The organism is Variovorax ureilyticus, from assembly GCF_050632185.1.
Taxonomy (GTDB): domain Bacteria; phylum Pseudomonadota; class Gammaproteobacteria; order Burkholderiales; family Burkholderiaceae_C; genus Variovorax; species Variovorax ureilyticus_A.
On sequence record NZ_CP192579.1, the window covers coordinates 2,214,051 to 2,232,422 of the forward strand.

Here is an 18,372-nt window from a genome sequence, read left to right on the forward strand (position 1 = left end):
TTCCGCAGCGCAGCGATTCTTGGCGCTGGCCTCATGGGGCGGCTGCTTGCCGTCACGCTCGCGCAGGCGGGCTGCAAGGTGGATGTCTACGAAGCAGGCGATCCGGAAGCGAACGGCGCAGCGGCTCGCGTGGCTGCCGCGATGCTGGCGCCTCTGGCCGAGTCCGCGGTGGCACCGCCGTCGGTGGTCCGCATGGGGCATTACGCGCTGTCGCGCTGGCCCGAGTTGATCGCGTCGCTCGACAAGCCGGTGTTCTTTCAGCGCGAGGGCACGCTCGTCCTGTGGCATCGCCAGGACGCGCCCGAGGCTGCGCGACTGGCGCGTGTGCTGACCGGCACGACCGACGCCGTCCCCGAACTGCCCGCCATGCAACGGCTCGACGCAGCCGCCATCGATGCGCTGGAACCCGCACTGGGCCGGCGATTCGCGCAAGGCCTCCTGCTGCCGGACGAGGGCCAGCTCGAGAACCGCGAGTTGCTCGCCGCGCTGCTCGCCACGTTGCAGGCGATGCCGGAAGTCCGCCTGCACTGGAACTCCCCGCGCACGCTCGACACCTTCAGCCCGGGCGAGCCAGGGCAGCCCGATCGCATCATCGACTGCCGCGGCCTCGGCGCGCGTCCCGATTGGAGCACCCTGCGAGGGGTGCGCGGCGAAGTGATCCGCGTGCATGCGCCGGAGGTCCTGCTTAAGCGCCCCACGCGGCTGGTGCATCCGCGCTACCCGATCTACATCGCGCCGAAGCCGGGGAGCGTGTTCGTGATCGGCGCGACCGAGATCGAGTCCGACGACATGTCGCCCGCCAGCGTCCGCTCGACACTCGAACTGCTGAGCGCCGCCTACGCCGTACACAGCGGGTTTGCCGAGGCACGCATCATCGAAATCGCGACGCAGTGCCGCCCCACCCTGCCCGACAACCTGCCTGCCATCCGGCAGCCGAGGCCCGGCGTCATGCAGGTCAACGGCCTTTACCGGCACGGCTTCATGATCTCCCCAGCGGTGCTCGACGTGGCGGTGGAACTGCTTGCGAACGGACACTCCACACTCGCGAGCCGATTCGACCTGGCGACCAGCCTGGAAGAAACCCTCTGATGAACATCCTGATCAACGACATTCCCCACACGCTGCCGCCGGAGGCGAAGCTCGCCGACGCGCTGCGCCTGATCAGCGCCACCCCGCCTTTCGCGGCAGCGGTGAATCGCCAGTTCGTGCCGCGATCCAACTACGAATCGCACGAGTTGCAGACCGACGACCGCATCGAAGTGATCCGCCCCGTCACGGGCGGCTGAAAAGAGCCATGACACATCCCTCCGACAACGACCCGCTCGTCCTGTACGGGCAACGCTTCCAGAGCCGCCTTCTGCTCGGCACCGCGCGCTATCCCTCGCCCGATGTCCTCGAGGCTGCCGTACGCCGCGCGAAGCCCGCGATGCTCACCGCGTCGCTGCGCCGCCAGACCGCGACGCCGAACGCATCGGGCGGTAACAACGGCTTCTGGGAACTGCTGAAGCGCCTCGACGTGCCAGTGCTCCCGAACACCGCCGGTTGCCACAGCGTGCAGGAAGCGATCGCGACAGCCCAGATGGCGCGCGAGCTCTTCGGGACGCCGTGGATCAAGCTCGAACTGATCGGCGACGACTACACCTTGCAGCCGGACACGCTGAATCTCGTCGATGCCGCGTCGCAGCTGATCCGCGACGGCTTCCAGGTGCTGCCCTACTGCACCGAGGACCTCGTGCTGTGCCAGCGGCTGGTCGACGTCGGCTGCCGGGCGGTGATGCCCTGGGCGGCGCCGATCGGCACCGGACGCGGCCCGGTCAACCCCTACGCATTGCAGGTGCTGCGTGAGCGCCTCGATGTTCCGTTGCTCGTCGATGCGGGACTCGGCCTTCCTTCGCATGCATGCCAGGTCATGGAATGGGGCTATGACGGCGTGCTGCTCAATACCGCCGTCGCGCTCGCGCAGGACCCGGTCGCGATGGCGGGCGCGTTCGCCGACGCCGTGCAGGCCGGCCGCAGCGCGTACAGAGCGGGCGCCATGGCGGCACAGGAATCCGCGCAACCGAGCACACCGGTCCTGGGCACGCCGTTCTGGCATCACGCCTCCACGCAATGAAGACGTCGAACGCGATGACCGAACTCAACACACCCGAGGCGATTGCGCAGGCCATCGTTGCGGCGCACGCGTCGCGTTTCGGCAGGGCCGACTGCAAGGTGGCCTCTTTCTCGTCCGACGATGTGATCTATCGGGGCGCCAAGCAGGCTTGCGCGACGCTCGGATTCATCGACGTCGATGCCGAATGCCTCGCTCGTGCATGGCAGGCGCAATCGGAACGCACAGGGTCGTTCGCCCCCGATGCATGGCCCGATCATCCGGTCGACTTCAGAATGCGGCCGTTTCCGCCGGGAGCCCGTCAGGATGCATTTCCGCCCTGCCCCGAGAAGCTCGGCCTCTACGCCGTGCTGCCGGACGCGCAATGGGTCGGCCGCATGGCACGCGCCGGTGTTCCCACCGTTCAGTTGCGCTTCAAGTCGAACGATGCCGATGCGATTGCGCGTGAAGTGAATGCCGCCGTCGAGGCCGTCCAGGGCACCGGCAGCCTGCTCTTCATCAACGACCACTGGCGAGCAGCGATCGAAGCGCGAGCCTATGGCCTGCACCTTGGACAGGAAGATCTCGACGCCCTGACACCCGAGGCGCTGAAGACCATCCGTCACTCGGGTATTCGCCTCGGCGTCAGCACGCACGGCTACGCTGAAATGGTCCGCGCAGATGCCGTGAGCCCGAGCTACGTCGCGATGGGCGCGATCTACCCCACCACGCTCAAGCAGATGGCGACTGCGCCGCAGGGCGTTGCGCGGCTCGCGGCCTATGCCCGCCTCATGCGCGGCTATTCGCAAGTGGGCATCGGCGGTGTCGATGCTGCGCGCATGCCCGAAGTGCTGGCCACCGGCGTCGGTTCCGTCGCGGTGGTTCGTGCACTGGTCGCCGCGCCGGACCCCGAAGCGGCAGCGGTTAAACTCATGGGCTTCGTTGCCGCCCCGGCGACCGCACGATAAAAAACATCAAAAGATTTTGAGTGCAATCGGGAAGGCCAAAAAACGACGCTATAATTTAAGTCTTGTTCCTCGATAGCTCAGTCGGTAGAGCGCCGGACTGTTAATCCGTAGGTCCCTGGTTCGAGCCCAGGTCGAGGAGCCACCACAAACCCTTGTGGGTACTTGATGCCCCGCTATCCAAAAGATAGCGGGGCATTTCAGTTTTTAGGCTGCCTATTTGGCAACTGCCAAATATCCAGTGTCGGCCGGCTGCCTATCCAGCGCCGAGAATCGGCGCATTCGACTGCTCCTTTCCTCTCTCCTCCTCACCCTTTCTTTCGCCGCCGGCGCCGCGCCGCGCACGTGTCTAATCGTCGGCGCCCCCGATGGCGATACGCTGAAGGCTTGATGCGGCGCTCCGGGCCAGTTCGAAGAGATCAAGGTGCGACTGAACGGCATCGACGCGCCGGAGAAGCGCCAGACCTTCGGCGAGCGTTCGAAGCAGGCGATGTCCGATCTGGTCTACATGAAGGAGGCCGAACTCGACTGCCCGAAGACTGACCGATACGGCCGCAGTGTCTGCCGTGCACACGTCGCGCCGGCGCCGGCTCCGCGTGGCCCGAAGACCCTCGACGCTGGGCTGGCCATGCTCACAGTCGGCATGGCATGTGGTATCGCGACTACGCGCGTGAGCAGACGCCGCAGGAGCGCGGCCAGTACGAGTTCGCGGAGATGCGACGCAGCGCAGGCGCTGTGCACCGTCTTTCCGGTGCGGGCATCCGTCTTGTGACCTGCTGCGACCCTTTGGGTCGAAGCAGGTACGTCAGCGAAGGCCGGCCCGTTGTCTCTTAGATGCTTTGTCCGCCCGAGACCTCGATGCGCTGCGCGGTAACCCAATGGTTGTCCGGGCGCAGCAGGCTGGCCACCATGGGGCCGATGTCGTCAGGGAGGCCCACCCGGCCCAGCGCGGTGATGGTGGCGAAGGCTTCGTTGTAGCCCGGGATATCACGCACGGCTCCGCCGAGGAAGTCCGTCTCGATTGCGCCCGGCGCAATGGTGTTGGCGGTGATGCCGCGGCTGCCCAGTTCCTTCGCCATATAGAGCGTCAAGGTTTCCACGGCCCCCTTGGCTGCCGAGTACGCCGAGAAGCCCGCGAACGAAACACGGGTCAGACCAGACGAGAAGTTGATGATGCGGCCCTTGTCGGCCAGGAGGGAGAGCAGCGCCTGCGTCAGGAAGAACACGCCCTTCACATGCACATTGAACAGCGCGTCGAACTGCTCTTCCGTGGTGTCCGCCAGGGTGGCCATTTCGCCGTGGCCCGCGTTGTTGATGAGGTGGTCGAAGCTCGAACGTTCCCAGCGCTCCGTCAGCGCGCTTCGCACGGCATTTGCGAAGGCCGGAAAGGCCGCAATGTTGGAGACGTCCAACTGCAGCGCCACGGCCTTGCGGCCCATACGCTCGATCTCGGCCACGACGGCTTTAGCATCTTCGGCACCCTTGAGGTACGTCAGGATGACATCGCCGCCTTGGCGCGCGATGCTCAATGCGGTGTTGCGACCCAGCCCGCGGCTGCCGCCAGTGACCAAGGAAATGGTGCTCATATCGGTCCTTGAAGGTTCATTGTTGAAGACGATGAATTCTTCTGCCAAGACCACATGAGGAGTTGCGCGGTAGTCGGCGATTCTTGCTCAAAAATCCGACGCGACGCCGCGCTCGCATGTTCCAGGCATAAACTGAATACATGAGCAAGAAGCTTCTTGAGATTGCTTCCCGCTTTGCCGAGTCGCATGCCGACCGCGATGGCGTGGCACGTACGCCCATCCCTGGCGTGACAGTTATCCGCGAGACTGTTAAGGGCGCGATGCAGTACGCCATCAACAGGCCATTGGTCGCGCTGGTGCTGCAAGGCCGCAAGCGTGTCGTTATGGAACGCAAGACGTTTGAATTCGGAGCGGGGGAGTCGCTTCTCATCACAACCGATGTCCCGACGGTCAGCGAGATCATTCGAGCCGACGCGGCGGCACCCTATGTTTCCATCGTCTTCGACTTGGACATCGCCATCCTCGAAAGTCTAGTGGTGGAGATGAGCGGTGCGCCTCAAGCGATCGGTCAGGCGGTGCGAGTCGAAGCGACCGGTGCGGACGTCGCAGATTGCGCCTTGCGACTGATGGCCTTGCTCGAACGTCCGGCCTCGCTCACGGTTTTGCAAGCGCAGATGCTGCGCGAACTGCATTTCTGGCTGCTGGCGGGCCAGCACGGTGGCGCCATCAGGGCTCTTGGGGTGGTGGATAGCCATGCCCAACGAATCGGCCGGGCGGTGGCTCGCATCCGTAGCGACTACGCCAAGGTTCTGCGCGTGGATCAACTTGCGGCAGTTGCCGGCATGAGCGTCTCGACTTTCCACGAGCACTTCCGCACCATCACCTCGCTTACGCCTATCCAATTGCAAAAGCAGCTCCGGCTCATCGAAGCGCGTCGCAGGCTGTTGTCAGAGGGTCTGACGGTGGGCCAAGCAGCGCACGACGTGGGCTATGAGAGCGTTCCACAGTTCACCCGCGACTATGGCCGCATGTTTGGCTCGTCCCCCGCTCGAGAGGTCAAGACGGCGCTGCGAAGGCCAGCATTTGCGGCTTGACGGCCTGCCAGGCTGCGCCGAATCAATTGGCGGTCACATCGCCCATCGGCTTCGAACCGCGGCATGCCACAAAGCGTCTGAAAGCAAGCCCTTCATGGGGTAATCGTCCTATTCCTGCGGATTGATACGGTTGCGAGAAGTTTTCTTTCCATGCGGCTTGGCGCCCGGCTCAGCCCTCCGCCTGTTAATCCGTAGGTCCCTGGTTCGAGCCCAGGTCGAGGAGCCACCTACAAGCCGCAAGGCCTCTGGAATGCCCCGCTATTCAAAAGATGGCGGGGCATTTTCTTTGGATGTCTTGTTCAGCATCAATGCATCGCAATGCCTCGGCGCTTGAAGTCGCTCCCTTCTCCTCCTATAAGACGTGCTCTGGATTCGCGAAGGAGCAGACATGTCTGTCGATCTCAGCCACTTCAAACCCCTGGATCCCGGGCGGATCAATACGCTGGACCCCGTCGAGTTGCAGTACTGGTGCAAGGAGCTTCATTGCACCGAAGCGCAATTGCACGACGCCATCACACAGGTCGGCGATCACGTCACCGCAGTGCGCGATAGACTGGCTTCCAAGAAATGACCTTGCAGACAGCAATCGCCGTCTGACGCTCTATTTGTTCTTCTCGGAGACGATCCGCCGCAGTTCGTCTTCCGCATTGGCGAGATCGAGTCTCAACTGCATGATCACGTTCTTCTGGCGCATCACGCGCGCCTCGTGCGTGTCCTTGGAGGCGATTTCATCGCAACGCGCACGCAGCGCGTCCAGCGATTCCTGCAGTTGCCGGCGGCGCAGCATTTGGCCTCTGGAGCGCGCATCCCTCATGTCTTTCTCGAGGGTCGCCTGCTGGGCGTAGCAGTCGGCCTCCGTTTTCTTCGAAGGCTCGGACTGTGCGTTCGCCTGCATCGAGGCAAGCAGGCCGATCGCCAAGGAGACAAGGCACAGGTGAAATTTCATGGGTCGGATTAGGTCATGGAATACGACATGTTGCACCAAGTCCCATCCCTGCAAATGGAGGGGCGCGACTCAGCCCGCCGTGGCCGACACGCCGCGCCGGTACGGCTGAGGTGTGACATAGGCCCCCAGAAAGCCGACGACACGCTCGGCAGTGACGCGGCCGATCCCCCTGAACGATGCGACGTCTCCGCGAGAAGCCGCCGCTCGCAACGCACCGAGCGTATGGATTCCACACGCATTCAGGGAATCGACGGACGTACCCAGCCAGGGACGCAATTCCGCAATCGGCGTTTCCGGTGCCGTTGGAACCGACAGCTCCTTCGCGGCGACGAGGCCATGCCTCCACAGTTCGATGGGCGCCGCCGAGCCCGAGAACGGTCGGTCGGTCAGCATCAACAAATCGTAGATTTCGCGTGCCTCGCGCTTCCCGTAGCTTTCGCACAACACGGGCAGCGGGAGGCGGCGCAACTCACCCACCACTTCATGACCATTCGCCAATGCGCGGCTCAAGGTCGACGGTCGGAGCCCGAGCGCCGACACCGGCGCCGAATCCTCGAGATTGCGCAGCGCAAGCGCACGAGCCTCGTAGGGCAGCGCGAGCACAGCCTTGCTCTGCTCGCGCGCGCGTTCTTCCGAATTCGGATTCGGAAGGAAGTCCAACCCGACGCGCGCGAGGATCTCGCGCAGGCGCCCGACCGTCTTGGCGCCAATGGCCTCTTCCTGCAGAAGCTCCTGCTCGCTGATGGCGGAGAGGTCCTCGATGCAGAAAATGCTTAGGTCTCTCAATGCTTCGCGTGCACTCGCGCGCACAGAAATTTCGTCGATCGGCGTTTCGGGCTTCAGTTGGACCGGCGTATCCAGCCTCTGCGGCCCCTTCGGCCGCCAGTTGAACGCGGGAAACGTGAACGGCGAATCGACAGGAATCAGGTGCTCTCGGAGCGCGATGGCGTGCTGGCGCTTCGCTTCGACGACGGCTGCGCGCAATGCGCCAAGGCACGCCAGCAGTTCTCCGTCTGGCAGTTGCGCCAGGTCGTCAACGGATCGGATGGTTCGATTCGACATGGGACCCTCTACTGAATCGTGTACCCGGAAATGTCATTGAGGCACGGGTACGACACACTCGCCGACTTCAGGGGTGTGCAAACAGTGAATGACTGTGCGGTCAGCGTTCTCAGCGCTGGGTAACGGTAGTTGTCGTCGGTAACCAAACTGGAGGGCTCGCCTCGCCCTGCCCTTGTGCTCGACGTGGAAATCCAACTGCATGCTTCTTTCTCAGGCTTGCCGCGACGTTACGGCGATGGCCGAGTATTCAGAGACGCTCATCCGTTGTCCATAACGACAAAGAATGATCGCTATGCACTTATTGAATTTTCTTGTCTGGCAGTCCTGGCGAAGAAGGACGCTTCCCAATCGGGTTCAAGACTTTTCATCACCTGCTCACGAAACCACATGTGCGCGGCATGGCGATGCGTCCGGTCGTGCCAGGAGAGATAGACCTCGAAAGGCGGAACCTCTATCGGCATGTGGATCTCGATCAAATCCATCTGCGAACGGAAGCGCGCCAGCAGAAGCTCGGGAAGAAGCGCCACCATGTTGGAGTTTCCAACGAGCTGAGGCGCCGTCGCATAGTTCGGCGTGACGTAGCGCCGGTTGCGCCTGAGATCGTACTTTTCGAGCGCCACATCGACGGATTCGGCAAAGCAATTCACCGCGTTCGGCATGATCACGAGGTGCTCGAGCGCGGCGAACTCCTCCATGCTGAGCCTCTTGCCCGCCGCCATATGGCCAGCTCGGGCTGCGCACACGATCCTGTCTTTGAGCAGCGGGCGATGACGCAGATCGCGAAGGGTCGATGGCAGGATTCCGATGGCAAAGTCCACCTCGCCGGTTTCGAGCACCTTGGTGAACTGGGATGGATGGACCGGATGTCGAACCGAAACGCCGACCCCGGGGAACGCCGCACCGAGGTGCTGCAGCAGGCCCTCCATGAAGATGCACTCCACATAGTCCGAAACGACCATCCGGAATTCGTGCCGCGTGGCCTTGGGATCAAAGGCGACTGCGTTGCCGAGCAGCCGATCCATTTCCTGGAGGATTCGATCGGCGAACTCGCGAAGCTGGACGGCCTTGGCAGTGGGAATGAGCCCGCTACCGCCTTTCACGAGGATCGGGTCGTCCGTGACTGCGCGCAATTGACTCATTGCGCGACTCATCGCGGGCTGGCTGATGGATACCGCATCGGCTGCGCGTGAAACATGCGAATGGTCGACCAGGGCGACCAGGCACTTCAGGAGGTGGAAGTTCAGCTCGCCCGTGTCATTGCGCTTTTGTTGCATGTGCTCCTTTGGCGTCGGCGCGAAATTCGCCCGCCAAAGTATCGCACCAGGCCTTCGCGCCCGGATGCGGCGCTTCAGGACTCAGGCTTGACGCCCAGCTTGATGAGATCCAGTTCGTCCAGGCGCCCCGGAATGGTGACCAGCCGCAGCGCTTGCGCATCGCCGATCGGGCCGCTGTTTCCCAGAAAGCGGATCTGGTAGCTGCCGATCTTGATTTCATCGCCGTTGACCAAGGCGGCTGACTCCCGACGCTCGCCATTGACGTAGGTGCCGTTATGGCTGTGAAGGTCGCGGATCATCATCGTGGCGCCGACCGTCTCGAACACCGCATGCGACCGGCTGACCAGTTGGTTGTCCAACACCAGGTCGCTTGCGTCCGACCGACCAATCACGAATGGCGTGGTCGTGATACTGACCTGCCTGGCCGATCCATTTTTCTGCAGCACGATGAGTCTGGCCATTCTTCAATCCTTTACTCGCTGGCGCCTGCGCGCCAAGCCTCCAATCTTCCGGAGTATGCCGCCCGGTGGATCAGTGCCCCATTAGAGAGATTCCCGAAGAAGCCGGGCTCGCGTAATTTCGGCCCATGCAACAGATCGCCACACTCGCAACAAGATTTCGGATCGCGTTTTCCTCGCCGTGCATGCATCGGTCGCGAGAGGCTGGCTGCACTCGCGCTCCAGAGCCATTGATGGTTCTGCGCGGCGTTTCGCAAAGGGAGACCATCCGGTCGCGTGCCGCCAAGGTGATCGCAGTGACTGCGCTCGACTTCAGGATCGGCGCACGCTAGAAGCCGGATTCCGAATTCACAGCGCCGGGTGATCGGTGGTGGTGAACATGCAGGAATCAGGCCCCTCACCCGACGACTCTTCATCGTCGGTGGATCCGCAGTTCTCGCCCAAACCCACCGGATTGACCGGCTTGCCGAACGGCGCAAGCCCTTGCAGGACGCGAAGGGCTGAAGCGCCCTGGATCAGAGCTTCCGAGTAGTCGGGCAGTCCCTGGGTCGAGGAATCGATGGGACGATAGCCCAGGCATTCTTCGGACTCGGCCTGCACCGGCTCCATCAGAACCCAATGAAATTCATTGGGTTCCAGTTCGAGAACAGTGAGAGCAATATCGCGGAGCGCCATAGGGAAATCTCTTATTCAGTTGTTTCAATAATTGTCACAGCTGCAAGAAAGATCGACCAAGGCACTTTTGCACATTGAACTCAGGTGCGGTCCGCGAACCGGAACTAAGTCTCAAAGGACTCCGGCTCGCGAACCGACACGATCAGCCCAGGCGGACCGGCACGAAGATCCTGTCGCCGTCGCGCAGGATGAGCAAAGCAACCGACCTGTCGGACTTCGCCACCACTTCGCGGACCTGCTCGATGTTCTTCGCAGGCGTGCCGTTGATCGCCAGCAGCACGTCGCCCGTCTGGACGCCTGCCAACGCGGCAGGACCGCCCACATTCACGATCAGCAGGCCGCCGTCGACCGATGCTTCGCGCTGCTCATCGGGCTGGAGCGGACGCAGCGCGAGGCCCAGCTTGCCCTGTGACGCGCCGTCCTCGTTCCGGGCGACCGTGGCGGTTTTCTCGGCGGCGTCGCCCAGTTTTGCGGTGAGTTCCTCGCGCGAGCCCTGGCGCCACACTTCGAGCGTGACCTTGCTGCCCGGCTTCTTCTGGCCGATGAGGGCCGGAAGATCGCCCGACGCCACGATCGGCTCACCATCGACCTTGCGGATCACGTCGCCCGAACGCAGGCCGGCCTGGTCCGCGGGACTGCCCTTCTCCACGTTCGAGACCAGCGCGCCTTCGGGCTTGTCGAGCTTGAACGAGTCGGCGAAGGTCTGATTGACCTCCTGCACCGCGACGCCGAGGCGCGCATGGCTGGCCTTGCCGGTGGCGACGATCTGGTCCTTGATCTGGATCGCGACGTCGATCGGAATGGCGAACGACACACCCTGATAGCCGCCGCTGCGGCTGTAGATCTGCGAGTTGATGCCGACCACCTCGCCGCGCGTGTTGATCAGCGGACCACCGGAGTTGCCGGGATTCACCGCCACGTCGGTCTGGATGAACGGCACATAGCTGTCATCCGGCAGCGTGCGGCCCTTGGCGCTGACGACGCCGGCGGTCACGGTGTTCTCGAAGCCGAAAGGCGAGCCGATCGCGAGCACCCATTCGCCGACCTTCAGATCCCTGGTCTTGCCCATGGCCAGCGTCGGCAGGTTCTTCGCGTCGATCTTGATGACCGCCACGTCGGTCTTCGGATCGGAGCCCAGCACCTTCGCGCGGAATTCACGGCGGTCGGTCAGCTTGACGGTCACTTCCGTCGCATCCTTCACCACGTGCGCGTTGGTCAGGATGATGCCGTCCGGGCTCACGATGAAGCCGGAACCCTGGCCACGCACCGGCACCTCGCGCTGCTGTTGCTGCTTGCCACGCGGCATGCCCTGGCCCTGGAAGCGGCGGAAGAACTCGTACATCGGATCGTCCGGGTCCATGCCGGGGATGCCTTGCGGGCCTTCGGCGGTCTTGGTCGTTCCAACGACGCTGATGTTGACCACCGCAGGACCCGTCTGGGCCGTCACGCTGGAGAAATCGGGCATGCTGACCAGCGGAGCGGACGCCGTGGTGGTGGCCGCGGCTGCGGGCTGGTTGGAGGCGACGGCGTTCGCGCTGGTGTACGCACCCGTGGCGGCTGCGCCGATCACGCCGGCGGCCGCCAGCGAAAGGACGAGCGCGCGGGGTGAAGTCAGGCTTTTCTTCATTGGAGATCCTTTCGAGGGTTTGGAAATCGACGAAAGGAATGTCGTGGCTTCCGCTTAAGCCCGACTTAAACACGCGCGCATGCGCGCTCTGCCGCGAGGACGGCTCAGGCCGGGGCCGGAAAGCGCACCACCACGCGCAGCCCGCCGAGCGACGCCGAGCGCTCGAGCCTCACCGTCGCGCCATGCAGATCGGCGATGGATTTCACGATGGCCAGTCCGAGCCCGCTTCCGGGAACCTGCGGCTCGCCGGATCGATAGAAGCGGTCCAGCACCCTCTCGCACTCATCCACCGCGATGCCCGGACCGCTGTCATCCACGCTCAGTTCGACCCCGTCCGGGACCGCCGCGATGTTCACGTCCACCCGCCCGCCCTCCGGCGTGTATTTGATGGCGTTGTCGAGCAGGTTGCGCAGAAGCATCCGGAGCGCCTCTGCCTGCCCCGCCACCCGGACCGGATCCGCCTGCACGACACCGACGTCGATGCGCCGCGCCTGAGCGGCGGCAATCGCGTCGGAAATCGCGAGCCGCGCCAGTTCGGGCAGGCCGACCTCTTCCCGTTCGGCGCCCGAAGCGGCGCTCGCTTCGTGGCGCGCGAGGGCGAGCATCTGCTCGACGAGCCGGGTCGCGCGATCGATGCCCGCGGCGAGGCGTGCCACGGCAAGCTCTCGGGTCGGATCGTCCGTCGCCCGCTGCAATCCCTGCACCTGGAGCTTCAGCGCGGCAAGGGGCGAGCGCAGTTCGTGCGCCGCATCGGCGACGAAGTGCTTCTGTGCCTCAAAGGCCTTCCGGACGCGATCGAACAGCAGGTTGAGCTCGTGGACCAGCGGCCGGACTTCCTCGGGGAGATCACTTTCGCTCAGCGGCGAGAGGTCGTCGGCCTGCCGCTCCGCGACCTGGCGCCGCACGCGAGCCACCGGCGCGAGCGAGAAACTCACGACCCACCAGACCACCAGCATGAGCAGCGGCGCCGCCAGCGCGATCGGCCCGACGGTGCGCAGCGCGAGCGAACCGGCCATGCGCCGACGCGCAGCCATGTCCTGCGCCACCTGGATCACCAACGGGCCGGCCGTCATCGAAAACACCCGGTAGGTCGTGCTGCGTGCCTGGACGTTCGAGAAGCCGAGCACCGCGCGCTGCGGCAACGCGGCATGCGATGCGGACTGGAAGATGAGAATCCCGTCCACCGTCCAGACCTGAACGATGAATTCGAAGTTCTCCTCCGTCGCGCCCAGGTTGCCGAGCCCGCCCACCGTCCCACTCGGCGGCAAGCCTGCGCGCAACGAAAGCGCCATCTGCTGCATGTGGTGGTCGAAGATGTCGTCGGCTTCATCCAGCACGGTCCGGTAGGCCACGAAGGCCTGGATGCCGGCAGCCACGACGATCGCGGCCAGGAGAAACCACAACAGGCGCGCACGAAGGGATTTCATCGGCCGGTCATTCCTTCGGCACCATGTAGCCGACGCCTCGCACGTTTCGAATCAGGTCCGCGCCGAGCTTCTTGCGCAGGCCGTGGACGTACACCTCCACCGCGTTGCTGCTGATCTCGTCTTTCCAGCTGTAGAGCTTTTCCTCGAGCTGTGCGCGCGACAGCACCATGCCGGGTCGCGCGATCAGCGGCTCGAGCACCGCCCATTCGCGCGCGGAAAGCGTCACCGGCTGGCCGCCGACCGAGACTTCGCGCGTGGCCGGATTGACGGTGACGCCCATGTGCTCATAGACCGGCTCGGCCCGCCCGGATGCACGGCGCAGCAAGGCGCGGATGCGGGCGAGCAGTTCGTCGAGGTCGTACGGCTTCAGCACGTAGTCGTCCGCGCCGGCATCGAGCCCTTCGATGCGCTGCTGCACCGAATCGCGCGCCGTGGCGATCAGCACCGGCATCCGCTGCTTGCGGGCGCGCAGCGCACGCAGCACGTCCAGCCCGTCGCGGCGCGGCACGCCCAGATCCAGGATCACGAGGTCGTATTGCTGAGATCGCAGCGCGCTGTCGGCCATCTCGCCGTCCTTGACCCAGTCGACGGCGTACTGCTCGGCCCTCAAGAGGTCGAGCACGGTCTCGCCGATCATCACGTCGTCTTCAAGCAGCAGCAGTCGCATGGCTCTTCGGTCCTTCCGGCCCAGTGTGGGAGATCGTAGCGGCGATCGCCCGCGGCTACAGAAGTGCCCGGGCCTCCCGGGCCGCCTCGAACAGCAGCGGGAGCATGTCGCGCCGCAGCACCTCTTCCTTGTGATCGCCGCCGGAAAGCACCACGTTGAGCGCGGCGACGGTATGCCCCCGCATGTCACGCAACGGCACCGCGAGCGCCTGCACGCCGAGTTCGTGCTCTTCGCTGGCGAAGCAGAAGTCGTCCTTGCGCACCTGGGCGATCCGTTGCCGCAGCACGCTCGTCTTCGTGATCGTGTGCGGTGTCAGGCGCGGCAGCGTGCGACCTTTCAGCCAGTGCGAGAGCTCGGCGGAACTCAGCCCGGCCAGCAGGACGCGCCCGGTCGACGTCGCATGTGCCGGCAGCCCGGCGCCGAGGTGCAGGCCGTAGGCCAGCACGCGCGTCGGCGCCCCATAGCTGCCGCTGCGGGCGACGATGACCACCTCTTCGCCATCGAGCACCACGGCCGAGAACGACTCCCGGGTCTGCGCCGAAAGCCGGTTGAGCGTCGGCTGCAGCGCGCGCGGCAGCCGCGACGACGCGAGATAGCTGCCCGAAAAGCGCAGCACCTTGGGCGACATCCAGAAATAGCTGCCGTCGGTTTCCAGGTAGCCGAGATGCGCCAGCGTCAGCAGATGGCGGCGAGCCGCGGCGCGAGTCAGTCCGGCGCGCTCGGCAGCCAGCGTGGCGTTGAGCCGCTGGCGTTCGGTGTCGAAGCTCTCGAGCACGGCCATTCCCTTGGCGATGCCTTCGATGAAGTCGGGTTTTGCGATGGTCATGGGCGAAAGAGTTGCGCGATCATCGCGCAAGCCGGCTCATGATCGCACAGAGCCTGCGCGTCCGCCGACGCCCCCCGTCGTCGCCCCTACCCTCGGAGGGATCGTCATCTGGAGACACCATGCGAACACAAGTGGCCATCATCGGCGCCGGACCGGCCGGACTGCTGCTCGGGCAACTGCTGCACAAGGCCGGCATCGACAACATCATCGTGGAGCGGCAGTCGGCCGATTACGTGCTCGGCCGCATCCGCGCCGGGGTGCTCGAGCAGGTCTCGATGGACCTGCTCAAGCGCGCGGGCGTCGATGCCCGCGCCCACGCCGAGGGGCTGCCGCACGAGGGCATCGAACTGCTGTTCAAGGGCGCCCGCCACCGCATCGACATGCATGGCCTGACCGGCGGAAAGCAGGTCATGGTCTACGGCCAGACCGAAGTCACGCGCGACCTCATGGATGCGCGGCACGCCGAAGGCCTCACCACCATCTACAGCGCAGCCTCGGTCAGCCTGCACGACTTCGACACCGCAAAGCCCCGCGTCCGCTACGAGAAAGACGGCGCCGCGCACGAGATCGAATGCGACTTCATCGCCGGCTGCGACGGCTACCACGGTGTCAGCCGCGCCAGCGTGCCCCCGCAATCGATCCATACCTACGAAAAGGTCTATCCCTTCGGCTGGCTCGGCGTGCTGGCGGACGTGCCGCCTGTCTCCCACGAACTGATCTACGCCAACACCTCGCGCGGCTTTGCCCTGTGCAGCATGCGCAGCGCCACGCGCAGCCGTTACTACGTGCAGGTGCCGACCGAGGAGCGCGTCGAGAACTGGAGCGACGAGGCATTCTGGAACGAACTGCGCCTGCGGCTGGACCCCGAAGCGCGCGAGCACCTCGTCACCGGCCCTTCGCTCGAAAAGAGCATCGCGCCCCTGCGCAGCTTCGTGGCCGAGCCGATGCGTTTCGGCAGTCTGTTCCTGGCCGGCGATGCGGCGCACATCGTGCCGCCGACCGGCGCCAAGGGGCTGAACCTCGCGACGGCGGACGTCGGCTACCTGTCGCGCGCGTTCGAGATCTTCTATGCGGAGAAATCGGCCTCGGCGCTCGACCGCTATTCCGACCTGTGCCTGCGCCGGGTCTGGAAGGCCGAGCGCTTCTCGTGGTGGTTCACCTCGCTGATGCACCGCTTTCCCGAGACCGGCGAGTTCGGACAGAAGATCCAGGAAGCCGAGCTCGACTACCTGGTTCATTCGCGCGCAGCCTCGACCTCGCTCGCCGAGAACTACGTCGGCCTGCCGCTCGAGGACTTCTGAGCGGCCCGAGCGGCGCTTTTCAGGCGGCTGAAGTCATCAGTTGCCAGAGCCGGCCCGGCGTCAGCGGCATGTGAAGGCGCGGCGCCAGTGCGGCCATGCCGTTGCGCGCCAGGGCGTCCGCGACCGCGTTCACGATCGCCGGCGTCGCGCCGATGGTGCCGAGCTCGCCGACGCCCTTCACCCCCAGCGGGTTGTTCTTGCAGGGCGTCGACTCGTCCATTTCCATGCGGAACATGGTGGCGATGATGTCCGCGCGCGGCGCCGCGTAATCCATCAGGCTCCCGGTCAAGGGTTGGCCGGTCTGCGGGTCGTAGACGACCTGCTCGTACAGCGCCTGCCCGATCCCCTGCACCGCGCCGCCCTCGAGTTGGCCGCGCACGATCAGCGGGTTGACCACACGGCCCACGTCGTTGACCGACGCATAGGTCATCACCCCGACGTCGCCCGTCGCCGGATCGACCTCCACCTCGGTGATGTGGCAGCCATTGGGCCAGGTCGGACCGGACACCGTGCTGGTCGAATCGACGAAGATTTCCCGCTCGGGCTGCCGGCCGGCCAGCGTGAAGAGATCGAGTTCGAGATCGGTTCCGGCGACCTTGAAGAGGCCGGCGTCGTACTGGACGTCGGCCGCGGAAACCTCGAGCTCCTGCGCCGCAAGTTCCCGGGCCCTGTCGATGGTCCTTTCGGCGCCGATGCGCACTGCCGAACCGCCGGTGAAGAGCGACCTGGAGCCGGCGCTTCCGAACCCGTCGCCGCGGTCGGTGTCGCCCAGCACGATGCGAACCTTCTCGATCGGCACGCCGAAGGCATCGACCACCAATTGCGCGAGCGTGGTCGCGATGCCCTGCCCCATGGCGTTCACCGCCGAGAACACCTCGATCACGCCGTCGGCCTGCACGGATACGGTCACCCGCTCCTCGAAGACGTTGCCGCCCGTCCATTCGAGGAAGGTCGCGATGCCCAGCCCGCGCATGCGGCCCGCGCGTTTCGACTCGGCGGCGCGCGCCGCGAAGCCGTCCCAATCGGCAAGCGCGAGCGCCTGGTTCATGACCGACTCGAACCGGCCCGTGTCGTAGGTCTGGCGCATGGGGTTCGTGTACGGCATCTGCTCGGGCCGGATGAAATTCCGGCGGCGCAGCTCGACGCGGTCGATGCCGGTCTGGCGCGCGGCTTCGTCCATCAGACGCTCCATGTTGTAGATCGCCTCCGGGCGTCCGGCACCGCGGTAGGCGCCGGTCGGTGCCGTGTTGGTCAGCACCGCTTCGAAGTGGAAGTCGATGGTCTGGATGTCGTAGACGCTGGTCTGGACCCATGGCCCGATCAGGAGCTGGATCGCCACCCCCGTGCCGGTCGCATAGGCGCCGACGTTCGCATGCGACTTGATGCGCAGGCCGAGGATCTTTCCGTCGGCGTCGAGTGCCAGTTCGGCGTGCGCCTCGATGTCGCGGCCGTGCGACGTTGAGAGGAATTCCTCGCTTCGGTCCGCGATCCACTTGACCGGCCGCCGCAGCGTGTGTGCCGCGAAGGCCACGGCGATGTCTTCCGGATAGGCGCCGGTCTTCATGCCGAAGCCTCCGCCGACGTCGCCGACGACCACGCGCACTTTCTCCTTGGGCAGGCCGATGGCGTCGCACACGGAATCACGAACCCCCGAGGGCATCTGGGTGCTCATCCGGATCGTGATGCGCTCCGACGCGGGATCAAAGTCGGCGAGCACCGAACGCGGCTCGATCGTGAGCGCCACGACGCGCTGGTTGACAATGTCGAGGGCGACCACGTGGCTGGCCTTGGCAAATGCCGCGGCAGTGGCTTCGGCGCTGCCATGCCGCATTTCAGCGGCAATGTTGCCCGACGCGGCGTCGCAGACCAGCGGTGCACCCTCGGCAACGGCGCTCGCGATGTCGACGACCATCGGGAGCTCTTCATAGTCGACCATGACCGCCTCGGCGGCATCGCGCGCCTGCCGGGCGGTTTCAGCCACCACGATCGCCACCGGCTCGCCGACGAAGCGCGCCCTGTCGAACGCCAGCGCCCGGCGCGCGGGTGTCGCGCAATCCGAGCCATCGGCGCGCTTGAAGGCCGCTGCGCCGGGCATCGGCTTGACGCCGGCCGCCTCCAGATCGGCACCGGTGAAGACGCCGAGCACGCCGGGCATCGCCGCCGCCGAATCGCGGTCGATCGAGACCAGCCTCGCATGGGGATACGGAGATCGCACGAAGCTGAGCCAGACCTGGCCCGGCACCGAAACATCGTCGGTATAGCGGCCGGCACCGGCCAACAAGGCTTCGTCTTCGAGTCGCCTGACCGCCTGGCCGCTTCCGAAGCGCGTGGGGTTCGTTTCAGTTGTCACCGTCGTCCTTTGTGTGGGGTCGTGGGAATTTTGTCGGGGCCACGAACGACTATAGGGTCTTCGGGTACTTTCGGCTCGATGCGCC

At 65.0% G+C, this 18,372-nt stretch carries 19 protein-coding genes and 1 tRNA gene; 9 read left to right on the top strand and 11 right to left on the bottom strand.

The window, feature by feature from the left end; all coding sequences use genetic code 11:
• Positions 1–33: 33 nt before the first annotated feature.
• From ACQ858_RS10940 to ACQ858_RS10965, 6 genes are all read left to right on the top strand, one after another.
• Positions 34–1,089, top strand: a complete 1,056-nt coding sequence (locus ACQ858_RS10940) for an FAD-dependent oxidoreductase (protein WP_431276643.1) — start codon at positions 34–36, stop codon at positions 1,087–1,089.
• Positions 1,089–1,286 (top strand): sulfur carrier protein ThiS, encoded by a 198-nt coding sequence (gene thiS / locus ACQ858_RS10945; RefSeq protein ID WP_431276644.1) that lies wholly within the window; start codon positions 1,089–1,091, stop codon positions 1,284–1,286. The genes ACQ858_RS10940 and thiS overlap by 1 nt, the downstream gene beginning before the upstream one ends.
• Before the next feature lie 8 nt (positions 1,287–1,294).
• Positions 1,295–2,113 carry a thiazole synthase gene (locus ACQ858_RS10950; protein WP_431276645.1) on the top strand — a complete coding sequence of 273 codons (819 nt, stop codon included), beginning with the start codon at positions 1,295–1,297 and terminating at the stop codon, positions 2,111–2,113.
• The gene (locus ACQ858_RS10955) at positions 2,110–3,057 is read left to right on the top strand and encodes a thiamine phosphate synthase (protein WP_431276646.1); all 948 of its coding nucleotides are present in this window, start codon (positions 2,110–2,112) and stop codon (positions 3,055–3,057) included. Before ACQ858_RS10950 ends, ACQ858_RS10955 begins: the two co-directional genes overlap by 4 nt.
• Before the next feature lie 66 nt (positions 3,058–3,123).
• Positions 3,124–3,199, top strand: a tRNA-Asn gene (locus ACQ858_RS10960).
• A gap of 279 nt (positions 3,200–3,478) precedes the next feature.
• Positions 3,479–3,826 (top strand): thermonuclease family protein, encoded by a 348-nt coding sequence (locus ACQ858_RS10965; protein WP_431276647.1) that lies wholly within the window; start codon positions 3,479–3,481, stop codon positions 3,824–3,826.
• A gap of 58 nt (positions 3,827–3,884) precedes the next feature.
• On the opposite strand, the gene ACQ858_RS10970 is transcribed toward ACQ858_RS10965, so the two are convergent.
• Entirely contained in the window at positions 3,885–4,640 is a 756-nt protein-coding gene (locus ACQ858_RS10970) for an SDR family NAD(P)-dependent oxidoreductase (protein WP_431276648.1), read from the bottom strand.
• A 140-nt stretch (positions 4,641–4,780) separates the two neighbouring features.
• On the opposite strand from ACQ858_RS10970, the gene ACQ858_RS10975 reads away from it, so the two are divergent.
• Together ACQ858_RS10975 and ACQ858_RS10980 are read left to right on the top strand one after the other, a co-directional pair.
• Entirely contained in the window at positions 4,781–5,674 is an 894-nt protein-coding gene (locus tag ACQ858_RS10975; protein WP_431276649.1) for an AraC family transcriptional regulator, read from the top strand.
• Positions 5,675–6,062: 388 nt separating this feature from the next.
• A complete protein-coding gene (locus tag ACQ858_RS10980; RefSeq protein ID WP_431276650.1) occupies positions 6,063–6,245 on the top strand; it encodes a DUF3606 domain-containing protein in 183 nt (60 codons plus the stop codon).
• 30 nt (positions 6,246–6,275) lie between these two features.
• Here the strand turns inward: ACQ858_RS10980 and ACQ858_RS10985 are convergent, their stop codons facing one another.
• The 9 genes from ACQ858_RS10985 to ACQ858_RS11025 form a co-directional block, all read right to left on the bottom strand.
• Positions 6,276–6,593 carry a DUF1090 family protein gene (locus ACQ858_RS10985; RefSeq protein WP_431276651.1) on the bottom strand — a complete coding sequence of 106 codons (318 nt, stop codon included), beginning with the start codon at positions 6,591–6,593 and terminating at the stop codon, positions 6,276–6,278.
• Between the two features lie 96 nt (positions 6,594–6,689).
• The gene (locus tag ACQ858_RS10990; protein ID WP_431276652.1) at positions 6,690–7,682 is read right to left on the bottom strand and encodes a hypothetical protein; all 993 of its coding nucleotides are present in this window, start codon (positions 7,680–7,682) and stop codon (positions 6,690–6,692) included.
• A gap of 290 nt (positions 7,683–7,972) precedes the next feature.
• Positions 7,973–8,956, bottom strand: a complete 984-nt coding sequence (locus ACQ858_RS10995) for a LysR family transcriptional regulator (protein ID WP_431276653.1) — start codon at positions 8,954–8,956, stop codon at positions 7,973–7,975.
• Between the two features lie 74 nt (positions 8,957–9,030).
• Complete coding sequence (locus ACQ858_RS11000) at positions 9,031–9,417, bottom strand: FHA domain-containing protein (protein WP_431276654.1); 387 nt, start codon at positions 9,415–9,417, stop codon at positions 9,031–9,033.
• 345 nt (positions 9,418–9,762) lie between these two features.
• The gene (locus ACQ858_RS11005) at positions 9,763–10,089 is read right to left on the bottom strand and encodes a hypothetical protein (RefSeq protein ID WP_431276655.1); all 327 of its coding nucleotides are present in this window, start codon (positions 10,087–10,089) and stop codon (positions 9,763–9,765) included.
• Positions 10,090–10,231: 142 nt separating this feature from the next.
• Entirely contained in the window at positions 10,232–11,716 is a 1,485-nt protein-coding gene (locus tag ACQ858_RS11010) for a DegQ family serine endoprotease (RefSeq protein ID WP_431276656.1), read from the bottom strand.
• A gap of 104 nt (positions 11,717–11,820) precedes the next feature.
• A complete protein-coding gene (locus tag ACQ858_RS11015) occupies positions 11,821–13,143 on the bottom strand; it encodes an ATP-binding protein (protein ID WP_431276657.1) in 1,323 nt (440 codons plus the stop codon).
• A 7-nt stretch (positions 13,144–13,150) separates the two neighbouring features.
• Positions 13,151–13,810, bottom strand: coding sequence for a response regulator (locus tag ACQ858_RS11020; RefSeq protein WP_431276658.1), 660 nt, complete (start codon positions 13,808–13,810; stop codon positions 13,151–13,153).
• A 55-nt stretch (positions 13,811–13,865) separates the two neighbouring features.
• Positions 13,866–14,636 carry an IclR family transcriptional regulator domain-containing protein gene (locus ACQ858_RS11025; protein WP_431276659.1) on the bottom strand — a complete coding sequence of 257 codons (771 nt, stop codon included), beginning with the start codon at positions 14,634–14,636 and terminating at the stop codon, positions 13,866–13,868.
• Positions 14,637–14,755: 119 nt separating this feature from the next.
• On the opposite strand from ACQ858_RS11025, the gene pobA reads away from it, so the two are divergent.
• A complete protein-coding gene (gene pobA, locus ACQ858_RS11030) occupies positions 14,756–15,937 on the top strand; it encodes a 4-hydroxybenzoate 3-monooxygenase (RefSeq protein ID WP_431276660.1) in 1,182 nt (393 codons plus the stop codon).
• Positions 15,938–15,956: 19 nt separating this feature from the next.
• Here the strand turns inward: pobA and ACQ858_RS11035 are convergent, their stop codons facing one another.
• A complete protein-coding gene (locus tag ACQ858_RS11035; protein ID WP_431276661.1) occupies positions 15,957–18,287 on the bottom strand; it encodes a xanthine dehydrogenase family protein molybdopterin-binding subunit in 2,331 nt (776 codons plus the stop codon).
• Positions 18,288–18,372 lie beyond the last annotated feature (85 nt).